Genomic DNA, 14,871 nt, shown 5'->3' on the forward strand with positions numbered 1-14,871 from the left:
CACAGACCGGAGCCGCCGCCCACATGTCCCTTCATCTTTTCAACAATGTCAAAGAGCTTCCAACCTTCTGCGGGACAGCCATTCTTCCTCGAAAATGCTTCCGAGGGAGAGTGTCCCGCTGATGTTGGCGACCGTTCGATCAGCGCCGCTAGAGCGCCGTGTCGTCCGGTGAGGGCGCATATATGGAGGGCTTTCCGGCCCGTCAAACCCTTTTTGCAATTTTATTTCAGAAATTTTTGGGGGTTTGCGCGCTAGAGCGGAGTCACGGCACGCAGATATGGGAAGACGGGACGACATATGGGATTGCAGGATGCCGACGCGAACGACGCAGGATTCGGCGCGCGCATCAGGAGCGCGCTGTTCTGGCGATCGGGCAGCCAGATTCTGTCGCAGGTGATGAGCTGGGGCGTGACGCTGGCCGTCATCCGGCTGCTCGATCCGGCCGATTACGGCCTGTTCGCGATGACCCAGGTGATCTTGAACTTCGCGACCTTCCTCAACGGCTATGGGCTGGTGAGCGCGCTGGTCCAGTCCGATACCGTCGAGCCGCACCGGTTGCGGCAGGCGTTCGGCATCATGCTGCTGCTGAACGGCGCGCTGGCGCTGTGCCAGCTGGCGATCGCGCCGATCGCCGCCGACTATTATGACCAGCCGATGGTCGCCGACCTGTTGCGGGTGCAGGCCCTGCTCTATCTTTCCACCCCCTTCATCTCGGTTCCCGAGGCGATCATGGGGCGAGCGCTCGATTTCAAGCGCCCTGCCCTCGTCAACCTGATCGCCGCCGCCGCTTCGGCCGCCGTAGCGCTCACCGGCGCATTGTCGGGATGGGGCGTGTGGACGCTGGTCTGGGCGCCGATCGCAGGCTTCTGGGTAAAGGGGGCGGGCTATGTCCTCGTTACCGGGTTCCGGCCGATCCCGAGTTTCGATTTTCGCGGCACCGGGGCGATGGTCGGCTATGGCGCGTCGCTGCTGGGCGGGCAGCTTTTCTGGATCGTGCAGAGCCAGGCCGACATCTTCATCGGCGGCCGAGTGCTGGAGCCGCACCAGCTTGGCCTCTATGCCGAGGCCCTGTTCCTGACGCAGATTTTCGTCAGCAAGTTCGTGCCGCCGCTCAACGACGTCGCCTTCCCCGCCTATGCCCGGATGCAGAAGGATCTCAGCCGAGTCGCCTGGTCCTTCTGCAAGGCGGTAAAGCTGCTGCTGCTGCTGACCTGCCCCATCTATCTCGGCATGGCAGTCACCGCCGAACCGCTGGTCGAGACGCTGTTCGGCGCGAAATGGCTGGAGATGGCGCCGTTCGTGGCGGTCCTGGCGCTCGCCATGCCGTTCATGACAGTGCAGGTGATGTTCGCCCCGGTCAGCAATGCGCTGGGCCGGCCGGGCACTACCGCGCGAATCGCGGCGGTGGGGGCAGTGCTGATGCCCGCCGCTTTCCTGATCGGGATACAGGCGGGCGCGATCGGGCTTGCCTGGGCTTGGCTCGCCGCCTTCCCAATCCTGACGTTGGTGACGGCGCGGCTGGCGGGCGGGCCGATGGGGCTGCGGCTCGCCGACCTGGCGGCCGCGGCGGCGCCCGGGCTGGGCTGTTCGGTGCTGATGGCGGGCGTCGTGATGGCGATCGACGCGCTGCTGCCGCCGCTCGCCGCGCCGATTCGGCTGGGGATATTGGTGCCGGCTGGCGGCGTCGCCTTCCTGGGCGCGCTATTGCTGTGCGCGCGCGGGACGCTCAAGGAGCTGATCGGGCTGGTGCTAAGGCGGGCGCCGCCCGCCCCTGCCCCGGCCTGACGCCTCCGTTCAGGCGGTCTGGATATAGGTGCGCAACGCATCGGCTTCCGACTCGATCGAATCGATGCGGAACTTCACTAGATCGCCGATCGAGATCATGCCGACCAGCGCGCCGTTCCTGACCACCGGCAGATGGCGGATGCGCCGCTTGGTCATCAACGACAGGCCGGTCAGCACGGGCGTTGCATCATCGATGGTGATGGCGGGCGCGGTCATCACGTCGCCCACCACATGATCGAGCGCCGAGGGGCCATCGTGCGCGACGCGATAGACGAGATCACGCTCCGAAAATATCCCCACGACCTTCCCGTCATCAACCACGGGGACGCAGCCGATCCGCATTTCCGCCAGCAGCTTGACCGCATGGAGCACGCTATCGCCCGGATGGACGTGGATGACATCGCTTCCCTTGCGCTGCAAAATCGCCGCGATGGACATGGCTGCTCTCCTCATATTGCCGCAAATCATTTGTGTCGGGGCTTGATGATCCCACTTTCGCGGCCCAATGAAAAGGCATGACGCGCAAGCAGGCCCTTGATGATCCACGTATCGCCGCGACCGCCTGGGCGCGGTTCCGGCGCATCATGGGATGGATGGCGATCGGGGGCGCGGGTTGCGTCGGCGCGGCGCTGCTGTTCCTCTATTGGTGGAAGGGATCGCTGCCGCTGCATATGGCGATCGCGACGATATTGGGGGTGTGGCTGACCTTCATGCTGGGCACAGGGCTGATGGCGCTCGCTTTCCTCTCGCACGGAACCGGGCATGACGCGCAGGTGATCGACAGGTTAAAGGACGAGGTGCCGCTGGATGACTGAAGGACGGGGCGAGCCAGTGCTGCGGGTCATCCCGCGTCTGACCGACATCAATGCGAACGGCCATATTTTCGGCGGCTGGGTGCTGAGCCAGATGGACATTGGCGGCGGCATCGTCGCGCATCGGATCGCGCAAGGGCCGGTCGCCACGGTAGCGATCGAGAGCATGAAGTTCATCGCGCCGATCCTGCTGGGCGATCTCGTGTCGGTCTATGCGCGCGAGGAGAAGCGCGGGCGCACATCGGTGGCGATCCGCATCGATGTGGTGGCGACGCGCGGCATGGCGCAGACGCAGGTGGAGCTGACGAGCGGGGTCTATACGTTCGTGGCGCTGGATGCGAACCACCGGCCGCGCCCCTTGCCGGAAGGTTGAGAGTCAGCGGGCGAGCCGCTCGGCATAGCCATAGTCCACCGCGCCATTGGCAGGGATCGTGACGCGCCAAATCCAGGCGTCGCCGCGCCGTTCCATGTCGGTGGGGCGCGGATCGATCGCGTGGGGAATGGTGACTTCGGCCGTGACATCGAAGGGGCGCGCATTTGTGAGGCGGATCGCCCAATTGCGCACGGTGCGAGTCTGCGACAGGCGGGTCTCGACGATGCGGACGTCGGGGCTTTGGGCGATGTCATAATCGACCCGCTCGCCCTCCGCCTTGTCGCCTATATCGGCTTCGCCGGCGAGCAGGCGCAGGCCGTCCACATCCTCGAACACCGCGACGCGGCCCGATGGCATCGGAAGGCCAAGGCCGTCGCTTTTGCGATTCTGGAGGCGCAGCCGCAGCGTCATGGGGCGCGGCTCCTCTATGCCGTAACCGGCGGTGGCGGCGTAGAGCCGTTCCACCTTTACACCGCCCTGGCGGAGCAATGCGACCTGCTTCTGGCCGCTGGCCGAAACATTGACCGCCATGGGAACTCGGTAGAGTTTGAGGTCGCCGACATCCTCGGGCGGCGGCGGGGGTGGCGGCGGCGGGGGTGGCGGGGGAGCCATCATCGCCGGGGCGGGAACGACATTGCGGCGCTGCGCGGTGACGATGACATCTTCCAGGCCGCTCATTTCCTCCACTCGCTCCGGCATCTGCACGGGGAAGAGCGCCCAGACCGGATGGGTGCTGGTGATATCCATCGGCCAGCATTGCAGGTGCAGCGGGCCGCCCGTCGGGCGCGGCTGGGGCGCGCGGCCGCGCTTGTTGGGCTGGCCGGCGATCACCGACAGGCGCGCGTCGGGAAAGCCGGTGACGCCGCCATTGGCGACCGTCAGCCAGGCCATGAGGTCGAGCGTGCGCCCGTCGGGCTTCATGTCGGCGACATAGTTGGCGGCCCAGTCGAACCCTTCGGCCAGATAGGTGAGCTGGAGCGTGGCGCGGGCCGGGCGGTCGGCGCTCGCGATGACCGAGAGGGTGGGACGGGCGGAGAGATCGGCAGGCGCGCGGGGATAAAGCATCCGTTCGGGGAGGCCGCTGCACCCCAGCGCTTCGTAGCCCTCACCCGTGCGGAGGATGACGCCGCCCATCGGCCCGGCGCTGATGACTGCATCCTGCCGAACGACCTTGCCTGTCTTGCGATTGGTGCGTTGGAGGGTGACGCTGCGTTTCAGATAAGCGTCGACCAGGCCGGCGGGTGAGAGCAGGCGGGCGTCGCGATTCTTCTCGCGCACGCCGCGCGGCATCCCGGAGAGGACGGCGGTTTCGGGCATCAGCCCTTCGGCGACGCCCTCGAAGCGGATGGTCGATTCGCCCTTGGGGAGGTTGACCGTGCGGGTTTCGGTGACGAGCGCGTAGCCGCGCGGCCAGTTCGGGTCGATCGCGCCTTGGGCGCGGCCGGGCTGGCGATAGATGGTGAGCGAGACGGAGTCGGCCTTGGGGGAGATGACGGTGTCGGCGTGGACAGGGGCGGAGACAAGGCCGAGACAGAAAAGGAGAAGCAGGGAGCGCCATGCACCCGCTAATGTAAGAGCCCAGTCGATGGGGCGGAACTGGACCCCGGCCTTCGCCGGGGAACAAGGGGAAGGCCGCATGGCGAGCCGCTTCAATAGCGCGTGTCGAAGGTGACGGTGAGGTCGACCGTTCCGTTGGCGGGCACCGGAACGCTCCATTCCATCCGGTCGGCGGAGGTGCGCCTGCCCTCCAGGCTTTGCGCCGTCACCCGCGTATCGCCCCACAGGCCCTGCTGGGCGAGGTCGATCGTCACCGGTTCGGGCCGCGCGTTGCTGAGGGTATAGCGCATCTTCGTTTCCCAGCGCGATCCGCTCTTGCGGGTGCGCTGCTCGACCGTCGGACGGACCTTGACGTCGAACGCCTGGCCCGTGCGCAGCGCCATCGACGAACCCATGGGCGTATGGTCGATGCCGTTTTCGCCGATGAACTGCGGGTCGCCCCGCGCGTCGCGCATATAGACGCGGATGGTGCCGGCGGGGAGCTGATCGCCAAGGCCGCCTTGCTTCGAGGTCGAGAATTTGAGGACGCTCGACGCGCTCATCGGTTCGGTCGAACTGGCGAGCCAGCCATTGACATATTCATAGGTGGAGCGCGCCGGCGCGCCTTTCACGTCGAGGAAGCTGACCTGCTTCTGCTGCGCGTTGGCGATGGTGGTGCGTTGGGCCAGGGGATAGAGGTAGAAGTCGCCGAGCCGCTCGCGCGGGCCGCTTTCGGTGCCGGCCTGGTCGATCGCGCCGCTCAACGATTGCCACCAGTTGCGCCGGCCGCCGCCGCTGGCCGGATTGCCGGCGACCAGGATGGTCTTGGCATTGGTGAAGGTCGTGCCGGTGTTGTTGGTGAGCGTCACCCAGCCCTGCATGTCCATCGCGCCCTTCGCCGCGTCGAACAGGGCGACATAATCGGCGGTCCAGCCGAGATTGGGGGTGAGGTAGGAAAGGCGCGCCGGCACGGTGCCGCCGCGCGCCGCATCAACCGTGACCGACAGGGTCGGGCGGGCGCGCAGATTGGGCGGCACCCGGTCGAACACGACGCGCACCGGCAGGCCATCGTCGCGCAGCACCTCGATCCGGCTGCCGATCTGGAGCACGATGCCGCCATTGGCCGCCAGCACCTTGGCGCGCTCGCGCGTTTCCGTGCCGGTGGCGGGATTGGTGCGGACCAGAGTCACCTCCTGCCCTACCGCCTTGTCCATCAGCTTGTCGGGGGAGAGGAGGTCGAAGTCGAAATTCTGCTCGACGATGGCGAGGCCGGGGCCGGAGAGGTTGACCGTTTCCGGGCGGATGCGGGCGGATACGTCGGGAAATTCGATGCGGTTGCGGCCGGCGTTGACGGGAAGTTGCCGGTCGTCCTGCACCAGGCTCTGACCGTCATTGTAGATGGTCACGGCGACATCGCCCTGCGCGGTCGCGCCGGTGGGATCGGCGGCATCCTGCGCCATGGCGGCGAGGGGAAGAGCGGTCAGCAGGAAGGGCAGCAGGCGCGCGGCGATCATCGGCATCTCTCCTATACCGGGCCGTTGTGCCGGATCGCGGCGGGATTGGAAAGCGGGCATGAAAAAAGGGACGGCGCGCCGGGCGCCGTCCCTTTTTCGCGCTTATCGGCAGCGGCTTATTCGGCGGCTTCGGCCGCTGCGGCGCGGGGCCGACGGGTGCGCTTCTTGGGTGCTTCCTCGGCCTCGGGCTGCGCGTCATTGTCGGCGCGGGCGATCGAGGGCGGCAGCACGGCGGCGTCGAAGCTCTCGGCCGTTTCGGCGGGCGCGGCGGTCTTGCGCGGGCGGCCGCGACGCGGACGGGGCGCTTCGGCCTCGGGCGCCGTTTCGGCTACGGGCGCAGGCGCGGGCGCTGCCTGGCGGGGCTGCGGCGCGGGCGTATCAGCGGGGGTGCCGATCGGGCCTTCGACGCCCATTTCCATGGGCGCGGGACCGTCCTGCGGGGCGAAGCGGTCGCGGCGGTTGTTGCGGTCGCGGCGGTCGTTATTATTGTAGCTGCGGTTGCCGTCGCGATTGTCGCGCGGCTCGCGATTGTCGCGATAGTTGCGGCTCTCGCGCCCATCCTGGTCACGCGACTGGTCACGCGCCTGATCCCGACCCTGGTCGCGCGGCGCGCGATCATAGGAGGGCTGCTCGACGCGATAGTCGTCGCCGCCATCCTCGGCCGTGTCGAAATCGTCGCTATCCTCGTCATAGCCCTCGTCGCGGGGACGGAAGCGCTGTTGCTGCTCCTCCTGCCGGGCGCGATTGTCGGCGAGGACACGGAAATAGTGGTCGGCGAACTGGAGATAATATTCAGCGTTCACCCGGTCGCCCGCCATCTGGGCGTCGCGCGCCATATTCTTGTATTTCTCAAGAAGCTGGGCCGCGTTGCCGCGTGCGCGGTTGTCGATGCGGTTGCCATTGTCGCCGCCGCCCCGGTTGTTTCCGTTGGGGCGGCCATTGTTGTTGTTCCGGCCGCGATTGCGGCGGCCGGCCTGCCGATTGTTGATCAAGACATGATCCTTGCGTTCGCTATGTCACCATTCACTGAAAACACTGTTCAGTCGCCATCCCCAAGCACGGCCCGCTTCATCGGGACCGAATATGGCTCCGCCAGGCATGGTCCTTCGCCCCGGACCATTACCCCAGCCGCCCGCGGCGCCTTTGCAGCGAGCGCCGTCATGACTATAAGGAGCTAAAGAAACCGGCCTTTTTCCGTCGATGGCCGCATGACCATGTCATGAGAGGATACCGGTCCTGACACCGATGTAGTGGCTTTAAACCAAGAAACCAAGCCATTTTCGCGCCGGGTCCAAGGAAAACGCATATGGACTAACAGGCATGTCGCGCGACGAGGCAGCGATCATGGCCGGCCAGGTCTTTGCGGACGGCGACCGCCAGCCCTTGATCTGCGAGCAGCGCGGAGACGCTGGCGCGCTGGGCATGGCCGATCTCGATCGCGGCGATGCCGCCCGGCGCGATGAGGCGCGGCAGGGCGGGCGCGATGCGGCGATAGTCGGCAAGACCATCCTCGCCCGCGAACAGGGCGGCGGGCGGATCGCGCAGCACATCGCCGGAGAGCGGCTCCGAGAGGCCGATATAGGGCGGGTTGATTAGCAGCAGGTCGAACGGGCCGGCGATCCCCTGTCCCCAGTCGCCGAGCCGGAAAGTGGCGCGGTCGGCGAGCCCGAGGCGGTCGGCATTGCCCTGCGCCACGGCGAGCGCGGCGGGCGAGGCATCGACACCGAGACCGCGCGCCTGCGGCCATTGGCTCAACGCCGCGAGCAGCAGCGCACCCGAGCCGGTGCCGAGGTCGAGAATGGTGGCTGGCGCGCCGGCGGCGAAATGATCGACCGCTGCCTCGATCAGCGTCTCGCTGTCCGGGCGGGGGATCAGCACATCGGGGGTGACGGTGAGGCTGATCGTCCAGAAGTCGCGGGAGCCGATGATATGCGCGATCGGCTCGCCGGCGATGCGGCGGGCGACCAGCGCGGCGAAGCTGTCCGGCACGGAAAGATCGTGCTGGCGCAGCAGCATGTCGGCGCGGGAGAGACCGAGCGCATGGGCCATCAGCAGCTCGGCGTCGAGGCGCGGCGTGTCAAAGCGAACAGCGAGTGGGACAGCTGATTCGCGTAATGCGTCGGGGATGCTACGCATCTCCCCTCCCTTTTAGGGAGGGGAGGAAGAGCGCCGTCATCCTACCCCATCCAGTTGCGCGAGGCGTGCGGCTTCATCCTCGGCGATCAGCGCGTCGATGACTTCGGCGAGGCCGGGGCCTTCGAGGATTTCGGCCAGGCGGTGGAGGGTCAGGTTGATGCGGTGGTCGGTGACTCGGCCTTGCGGAAAATTATAGGTGCGGATGCGTTCGGAGCGGTCGCCCGAACCCACCATCGCCTTGCGCGCGCCGGCCTGTTCGCTGTGGGCGCGCTCGCGTTCGGCTTCATAGAGGCGCGCGCGGAGCACCTGCATCGCCTTCGCCTTGTTCTTATGCTGGGAGCGTTCGTCCTGCTGGATGACGACGAGGCCGGTGGGCAAATGGGTGATTCGGACAGCTGAGTCCGTTGTGTTCACATGCTGCCCTCCTGCCCCGGACGCGCGATAGATGTCGATCTTGAGGTCGGAGTCGGCGATCTGGACGTCCACTTCCTCGGGCTCGGGCAGGATGGCGACGGTGGCGGCGCTGGTGTGGATGCGGCCGCCGCTTTCGGTCGCGGGGACGCGCTGGACGCGGTGGACGCCGCTCTCGAACTTGAGCTTGGCGAAGGCGCCCGCGCCGTTGACGCTGGCAACGACTTCCTTGAACCCGCCCTGTTCGGAGGCGTTGGCGGAGATGATCTCCAGCTTCCAGCCCTGCGTATCGGCATAGCGCTGATACATGCGGAAGAGGTCGCCGGCGAACAAAGCGGCTTCGTCGCCGCCGGTGCCGGCGCGGATTTCGAGCATCGCGGGGCGCGCGTCGGCGGCGTCGCGGGGGATGAGGTGCAGCGCCAGCGCGCGCTCGGCGGCGGGGAGCTGGGCTTTGAGGATCTGCATCTCCTCCTGCGCCATGTCGCGCATGAGGGGGTCGGCCTCCTCGCCGCCGGTCATCGTCTCCAGCGCGGCCAGTTCCTGCCGCAAGCGGCGCAGCTCTCGCGCGGCGTTGGCGACCGGCTCGATCTCGGCATATTCCTTGGAGAGCTTGACGAACGCATCGGCGGGCAGATCGGCGCGCGTCATCGACGCCTGCACCTCATCCCGGCGCGCCTCGATCTGCGCGATGCGTTCGGCGGAGATGTGCATTTAGGGGCGCGCCTCAATCCCGTTCGGGCTGAGCCTGTCGAAGCCCTTTCCCTTCTTCTCGAAGAAAGAAGAGCCCTTCGACAGGCTCAGGGCGAACGGGGTGGGGTGGGCGCGATTGGCGGAGATGGACATCAACGTCTTTCGAGTATCCGCCAGCCTATAGATCCTTGCGGCAATTCGCTCATGGGAGATATTTTGAACCCTCGCTCCAGAATAGCCTCAATCTCGTTGGCTAGAGGCATCACTTCCTCGGCGCTACGATTGCCAAATATGATGCGGGCGTGCGCTATTCCACCGGGGACAGCCAAATCAGCCAGTTCTAAAGCATAGGCTATTCCACTCTTATGCGCTTTCTCAAATTCCTTTTGGAATTTGCGAAACTTGAATGGTGCGTAAGCAGCAATCCCCGCTTGGCGAAGGCGCAGCGCCAGTTCAGATGCTAGATCAACATATTCGCTCTTGTCGGCAAGGACGGCAATCTCGGGCTTCTCGATCTCCACCCCATCCACCAGCATCGCCAGCCGCTCGATCCCCGCCGCCCAACCAACCGCAGGGGTGCTCGGCCCGCCGAGATTCTCGATCAGGCCGTCGTAACGCCCGCCGCCCAGCACGGTGCCCTGCGCGCCGAGGCGGTCGGTCACGAACTCAAACGCGGTGTGGCGGTAATAGTCGAGGCCGCGCACGAGGCGGTCATTGCGCTGGTAGGCGACGCCGGCCGCATCTAGCCCGCTCGTCACCTTGTCGAAGAAGCTGTGTGCTTCGTCGGTCAGATAGGCGTCGATGCCCGGCGCGCTGTCGGCGACGGGGCGGTCGCGGGGGTCTTTGCTGTCGAGGATGCGTAAGGGGTTCTTCGCGAGGCGCTCGACGCTTTCCTCGGACAGCTCGCCGAGATGCGCCTCGAAATGGGCGATCAGGGCGGCGCGCCAGGCTTCGCGGCTCTGCGCGTCGCCCAGCGTATTGAGGGTGAGGGTCACGCCTTCGATCTTCAACTCGCGCAGCAGCTGGTCGCCCATGACCAGCAGCTCCACGTCCGCGCCCGGCTCGGCCGCGCCGATGATTTCGGCGTCGAGCTGGTGGAACTGGCGGAAGCGGCCCTTTTGCGGGCGTTCATAGCGGAACAGCGGGCCGTGGGTCGCCACCTTCAGCGGCGCATATTGCTGCCAGCCCTCGGTGATATAGGCGCGGCTGATGCCGGCGGTGAATTCCGGGCGCAGGGTGATGCTGTCGCCGCCGCGATCCTGGAAGGTGTACATTTCCTTCGAGACGACATCGGTGCTTTCGCCCAACGATCGCGCGAACACGGCGGTCTGCTCGAACACCGGCACCTCGACCCGCTGGAAGCCGTAGAGGCGGCGCACCCGGTCGAAGGTCGCGACGACGTGCGCGAACTTCTCCTGAAAGGCGTCGGGGGTGCCGCCCAGCATGTCCTGCGTGCCGCGCACCGGACGCGGCGTTTCTGTTTTTGCCATGGGGCAGCGCCTTTAACGGCAAATAGAGCCCGAGGAAAACGCTTTTTGGGACAGGGTAGCGCTAGAAATTCGCGGTCATGGCGAGGGATATATAGCGCGTGTCGCCAGTATCGGGCGCGTTGGGCGCCTCGTGCAGGAAGTGGCCCTTGAGGATGAGGCTGGCATTGACTTCGGCGCGCAGCTTCTGCGGCAGCGCCCACCAGCGCAGGCGGCCGTCGAGCAGATGGCCGGCGAAGCGCCCCGACCGCCCGGTGGCATCGCGCACGCCCGTGGTCGAAAAGGCGTCGGTGCGGCTGGCGAGCCACATCGGGTGCCAGTTGGCGAACAGATCGAGCCGCTTGCCCGGGGCCATTTCGACGCGCAGGCCGGGCGTCATGATGTTGGCGCGGTGAGTCTGGGCGAAGATGCCGGCGGGGGTGAAATCGCCCCGGCGCATCCCGAACAATGTGTCGAAGCGGTTATAAGCGCCGCCCGGCCGGTCGCCGCTCACATAGTCGAACTCGGCCGACAGCCGCGCCTTCAAGGGGCCGGGGAAGCTGTAGCCGGCGTCGGCATGAGCGAACCAGGCGGCGACGGCGAGGGTGCGGGCAGTGGCGGCAGTGGAGGCGCTGATCCGGCCCATCTGCCAGATGCCCTCCACTTCATAGTCGAAGCGGCGCGGCGCGGGATCGCGCATCAGGCGAAGGCTGATGCTGTGAAGGTCGCGGTCGCGCGTCGGGCGGCCGGGGCGGTCGCGCTCGCGCAGGCGGAAATAGCCGATCTCGGCAAAGCTCGACTTGCTGAGGCGCTGCGCGCCATAGCCGCCCCAGAGCTGAAGGTCGAAGCCCTCACGGTCCAGCGCGAAATCATTGTCGAGGACCGAGGCTTCGTCGTCGGGGCGGCGCTGCTGCGGCAGGACGTAGATGAGCGTGGCGCTGCCGCCCTGCGCCGTCGCGAGATCGACCCGCGCGCCGGTATAGCCGTTGGTGGTGTTGCGATAATCGTCCGCCGCGACCAGCCGGCGCGCCCCGAGGTTCAGCATGAAGCGGCCGAGCTGGACCGATGTCTTGCTCCCCTCCCCCAGCACCGGCCCGAGATCGGCGGTGACGTAAGCCTGGACCGGCTCGAACGTGTTGACCTCTCCGGTGCCGATGCCTTCGCCCGGATGGCCGCCCCAGATGCGGCTGTCCCATAGTTCGACCCCGACATGGACCGGCCCCTGCCGCCAGTCGGCCGCGAGCACGGTGCGCAGGCTGACGATGTCGATCCGGTCGTCGAGACCCGCGCGCGCCTGGCCGGCAAGCGCTTCGTAGCGGAGGCGGGCGTTGCCGGAGAGGGTCAGACCCTGGTCTTCGGCGGCGGCGGCGGGAAGGGCGGCGCAGAGGGCGTAGGCAGAGATAAACAGGCGCTTCAGCGTCACGAACAGGCTCCTTCATCCCGCGAGGCGGGGTTTTTGGGGCAGCCTTTGGCGCGCGAGCGCTGACCGGGAAGGCGCTGATCCCGATGGCGGGGTGCATGGCGAAAAGCCGGGCGGCGATCAACCCCCCTTTTCATGCGGCGGGGCTGGACGCGCGCCCGTGCTGCCGCCATGCTGGCCCCATCCGGGCGGGTCCGCCCGCCTATCTTTTCGGAGACATCCATGATCCGCAGCCTTGCTGCCGCCCTCATATTTTCCACCGCGCTTGCCGCCCCGCTGCTGGCGCAGGACGCGATTCGCTCCAAGCCCGCCGCCCTGCCAGTGAACAGCGGCGCCCCCATGCCCAAGGACGTGCCCTATCCCGGCGGCACGATCCGGCTGGAGGTCGACGCCAGCGACACCACGCAGCGCATCTTCCGCGTGAAGGAGACGATCCCGGTCGCGCAGGCCGGGCCGCTGACTTTGCTGATGCCCGAATGGCTGCCCGGCAACCATGCGCCGCGTGGGGCGATCGAGAAGCTGACCGGCCTTACCGTCACGGCGAACGGTCAGCCGGTTGCATGGAAGCGCGATCCTTTGAACGTCTATGCTTTTGTGATCGACGTGCCGCAGGGCGCGACGGAGGTGGTGGCGCAGTTCCAGTTCCTGTCCGCCACGCAGCCCAATCAGGGCCGCGTCGTGGTGACGCCCAAGATGCTGAACATCCAGTGGGAGAGCGTGTCGCTCTATCCGGCGGGCTATTATACGCGGCAGATCCCGATCCAGGCGACGGTGACCTATCCGGCGGGCTGGCGGGCGGCGACCGCGCTGCGCGGCACGAAGAGCGGCAACGCCGTCGCCTATGAGACGATCGATTATGAAGCGTTGCAGGATTCGCCGGTGTTCGCCGGCCGCTATTTCAAGCCGGTGGACTTAGGCAGCAATGTGACGCTCAACATCGTCGCCGACGACGCCGACGAGCTGGAGTTCAAGCCCGAGCAGATCGCCAAGCACCGCAAGCTGGTGGCCGAGGCGGGCAAGCTGTTCGGCGCCTATCATTTCGACCATTATGACTTCCTGCTCGCCATCACCGACGAGATGGGCGGCATCGGCCTGGAGCATCATCGCAGTTCCGAGAACCAGGTGGAGCCGGGCTATTTCAAGAGCTGGGACAAGGGCGAGGCGCTGCTGGACCGCAACCTGCTGCCGCACGAATTGACCCATAGCTGGGACGGCAAGTTCCGCCGCCCCGACCTGCTCTGGACCCCCGACTTCAACGTGCCGATGCAGGATAATCTGCTGTGGGTCTATGAAGGGCAGACGCAATTCTGGGGCTATGTGCTGGGCGCGCGGTCGGGGCTGTTCAGCAAGCAGGAGACGCTGGACGCCTATGCCCATATCGCCGCGAAGCTGGATACGGCGGTCGGGCGGCAGTGGCGGCCGATGGAGGATACGACCCACGATCCCATCATCTCCGCCCGCCGGCCCAAGGGCTGGCCGAGCTGGCAGCGGTCCGAGGATTATTACAATGAAGGGCTGATGATCTGGCTGGAAGCCGATGCGATCATCGCCAAGGCGACGCGGGGCAAGAAAGGCCTGGACGACTTCGCCAAGGCCTTTTTCGGGATCAATCCGGGCGACTGGGGGCAGGTCGTCTATAATCGCGGCGACGTCATCAAGACATTGAATGACATCGCGCCTTATGACTGGGCCGGCTTCTTCCAGAAATATGTCGACAGCCCGACGCGCGAGACGCCCAAGGGCGGCTTCATCCTGGGCGGCTACAATCTGGTCTATGGCGAGGAGCCAGGCGCCTATACCAAGGCGGCCGAGGGCGCCAATAAGATGACCGACCAGAGCTTCGGCATCGGCGCGATCGTCAAGAATGACGGTGAGGTGACGGCGGTGATCTGGGACAGCGCAGCGTTCAAGGCGGGGCTGACGGTCGGCACGAAGATATTCGCGGTCAATGGCGACGAATTTTCCGGCGACGTGTGGAAGGCCGCGATCAAGGCCAAGCAGCCGATCCAGATCATCCTCAAACAGGACAAATATTATCGCACTTTGACCCTCGATTATTCGGGTGGGCTACGCTATCCGCGCCTCGAAAAGACAGGAGGGGGTGACGGCAGCCTCGACCGGCTGCTGCAACCAAGAACATAATCGCTCTCAACCCAACAGGCAGGACAAGGCGTTTTTCCATGAATATCGAACTGATCCCGGTCGGCGACGATCCGCCCAACAGCCTCAACGTCATCATCGAGGTGCCGACCGGCGGCGAGCCTGTGAAATATGAGTTCGACAAGGCGTCGGGCGCGCTGTTCGTGGACCGCATCCTGCACACGCCGATGCGCTATCCGGCCAATTACGGCTTCGTGCCCCATACGCTGTCGCCCGACGGCGATCCGCTCGATGCGCTGGTGATCGCGCGATCGCCCTTCATCCCCGGCGCCGTAGTGGCCGCGCGGCCGATCGCGGTGCTGAACCTTGAGGATGAAGCGGGCGGCGACGAGAAGCTGGTCTGCGTGCCGGCCGACTCGGTCTTCCCCTATTATTCCAACGTGACGGAGAAGGACGACCTGCCCGGCATCGTGATGGAGCAGATCGAGCATTTCTTCACCCATTACAAGGATTTGGAAAAGAAGAAGTGGGTCCGCGTCGGCACCTGGGGCGGGGCCGAGGACGCCAAGCGCATCACGATCGAGGCGATCGAGCGTTATCAGGCGGGGAAGAAGGCGGCGTAAGCTGA

The 14,871-nt window shown here is 66.2% G+C and carries 13 protein-coding genes; 5 read left to right on the plus strand and 8 right to left on the minus strand.

Annotated features, from left to right (window positions below; all coding sequences use genetic code 11):
- Positions 1–297 precede the first annotated feature (297 nt).
- Positions 298–1,785: a lipopolysaccharide biosynthesis protein gene (locus tag V2B31_RS00990; RefSeq protein ID WP_328274421.1), complete on the plus strand. Its 1,488-nt coding sequence runs from the start codon at positions 298–300 to the stop codon at positions 1,783–1,785.
- A 9-nt stretch (positions 1,786–1,794) separates the two neighbouring features.
- On the opposite strand, the gene V2B31_RS00995 is transcribed toward V2B31_RS00990, so the two are convergent.
- Positions 1,795–2,223, minus strand: a complete 429-nt coding sequence (locus V2B31_RS00995) for a CBS domain-containing protein (RefSeq protein WP_328274423.1) — start codon at positions 2,221–2,223, stop codon at positions 1,795–1,797.
- A 77-nt stretch (positions 2,224–2,300) separates the two neighbouring features.
- Between V2B31_RS00995 and V2B31_RS01000 the strand changes: the two genes are divergently transcribed.
- Complete coding sequence (locus tag V2B31_RS01000; RefSeq protein ID WP_328274425.1) at positions 2,301–2,600, plus strand: hypothetical protein; 300 nt, start codon at positions 2,301–2,303, stop codon at positions 2,598–2,600.
- Positions 2,593–2,970, plus strand: a complete 378-nt coding sequence (locus tag V2B31_RS01005) for an acyl-CoA thioesterase (protein WP_328274427.1) — start codon at positions 2,593–2,595, stop codon at positions 2,968–2,970. The genes V2B31_RS01000 and V2B31_RS01005 overlap by 8 nt, the downstream gene beginning before the upstream one ends.
- A gap of 3 nt (positions 2,971–2,973) precedes the next feature.
- Here V2B31_RS01005 and V2B31_RS01010 read toward each other — a convergent pair whose 3' ends face one another.
- The 7 genes from V2B31_RS01010 to V2B31_RS01040 all read right to left on the minus strand — a co-directional run bounded on the left by V2B31_RS01010 (position 2,974) and on the right by V2B31_RS01040 (position 12,146).
- Entirely contained in the window at positions 2,974–4,608 is a 1,635-nt protein-coding gene (locus V2B31_RS01010; RefSeq protein WP_328274429.1) for a DUF4139 domain-containing protein, read from the minus strand.
- An 11-nt stretch (positions 4,609–4,619) separates the two neighbouring features.
- The gene (locus tag V2B31_RS01015; RefSeq protein WP_328274431.1) at positions 4,620–6,020 is read right to left on the minus strand and encodes a DUF4139 domain-containing protein; all 1,401 of its coding nucleotides are present in this window, start codon (positions 6,018–6,020) and stop codon (positions 4,620–4,622) included.
- Between the two features lie 116 nt (positions 6,021–6,136).
- Positions 6,137–7,012, minus strand: a complete 876-nt coding sequence (locus V2B31_RS01020; protein ID WP_328274433.1) for a DUF4167 domain-containing protein — start codon at positions 7,010–7,012, stop codon at positions 6,137–6,139.
- Between the two features lie 319 nt (positions 7,013–7,331).
- On the minus strand, positions 7,332–8,156 hold the full coding sequence (gene prmC / locus V2B31_RS01025) for a peptide chain release factor N(5)-glutamine methyltransferase (RefSeq protein WP_328274435.1): 825 nt from the start codon (positions 8,154–8,156) through the stop codon (positions 7,332–7,334).
- Positions 8,157–8,192: 36 nt separating this feature from the next.
- Positions 8,193–9,278, minus strand: coding sequence for a peptide chain release factor 1 (gene prfA / locus V2B31_RS01030; protein ID WP_328274437.1), 1,086 nt, complete (start codon positions 9,276–9,278; stop codon positions 8,193–8,195).
- Positions 9,279–9,409: 131 nt separating this feature from the next.
- Positions 9,410–10,747 carry a histidine--tRNA ligase gene (gene hisS, locus V2B31_RS01035; protein WP_328274439.1) on the minus strand — a complete coding sequence of 446 codons (1,338 nt, stop codon included), beginning with the start codon at positions 10,745–10,747 and terminating at the stop codon, positions 9,410–9,412.
- A 61-nt stretch (positions 10,748–10,808) separates the two neighbouring features.
- Positions 10,809–12,146, minus strand: coding sequence for an alginate export family protein (locus V2B31_RS01040; RefSeq protein WP_328274441.1), 1,338 nt, complete (start codon positions 12,144–12,146; stop codon positions 10,809–10,811).
- A 219-nt stretch (positions 12,147–12,365) separates the two neighbouring features.
- Here V2B31_RS01040 and V2B31_RS01045 point away from each other — a divergent pair, with 219 nt between their 5' ends.
- Together V2B31_RS01045 and ppa are read left to right on the plus strand one after the other, a co-directional pair.
- Positions 12,366–14,285: a M61 family metallopeptidase gene (locus V2B31_RS01045; RefSeq protein ID WP_328274443.1), complete on the plus strand. Its 1,920-nt coding sequence runs from the start codon at positions 12,366–12,368 to the stop codon at positions 14,283–14,285.
- 38 nt (positions 14,286–14,323) lie between these two features.
- Complete coding sequence (gene ppa, locus V2B31_RS01050; RefSeq protein ID WP_328274445.1) at positions 14,324–14,866, plus strand: inorganic diphosphatase; 543 nt, start codon at positions 14,324–14,326, stop codon at positions 14,864–14,866.
- Positions 14,867–14,871: the final 5 nt, after the last annotated feature.

Origin of the sequence: Sphingobium sp. (assembly GCF_036170395.1) — a bacterium.
GTDB lineage: Bacteria > Pseudomonadota > Alphaproteobacteria > Sphingomonadales > Sphingomonadaceae > Sphingobium.

Coding starts and splice junctions, on each gene's coding strand:
- V2B31_RS00990 (WP_328274421.1), top strand. CDS start 298: ATGGGATTGCAGGATGCCGACGCGAACGACGCAGGATTCGGCGCGCGC.
- V2B31_RS00995 (WP_328274423.1), bottom strand. CDS start 2,223: ATGTCCATCGCGGCGATTTTGCAGCGCAAGGGAAGCGATGTCATCCAC.
- V2B31_RS01000 (WP_328274425.1), top strand. CDS start 2,301: ATGACGCGCAAGCAGGCCCTTGATGATCCACGTATCGCCGCGACCGCC.
- V2B31_RS01005 (WP_328274427.1), top strand. CDS start 2,593: ATGACTGAAGGACGGGGCGAGCCAGTGCTGCGGGTCATCCCGCGTCTG.
- V2B31_RS01010 (WP_328274429.1), bottom strand. CDS start 4,608: ATGCGGCCTTCCCCTTGTTCCCCGGCGAAGGCCGGGGTCCAGTTCCGC.
- V2B31_RS01015 (WP_328274431.1), bottom strand. CDS start 6,020: ATGATCGCCGCGCGCCTGCTGCCCTTCCTGCTGACCGCTCTTCCCCTC.
- prmC (WP_328274435.1), bottom strand. CDS start 8,156: ATGCGTAGCATCCCCGACGCATTACGCGAATCAGCTGTCCCACTCGCT.
- prfA (WP_328274437.1), bottom strand. CDS start 9,278: ATGCACATCTCCGCCGAACGCATCGCGCAGATCGAGGCGCGCCGGGAT.
- hisS (WP_328274439.1), bottom strand. CDS start 10,747: ATGGCAAAAACAGAAACGCCGCGTCCGGTGCGCGGCACGCAGGACATG.
- V2B31_RS01045 (WP_328274443.1), top strand. CDS start 12,366: ATGATCCGCAGCCTTGCTGCCGCCCTCATATTTTCCACCGCGCTTGCC.
- ppa (WP_328274445.1), top strand. CDS start 14,324: ATGAATATCGAACTGATCCCGGTCGGCGACGATCCGCCCAACAGCCTC.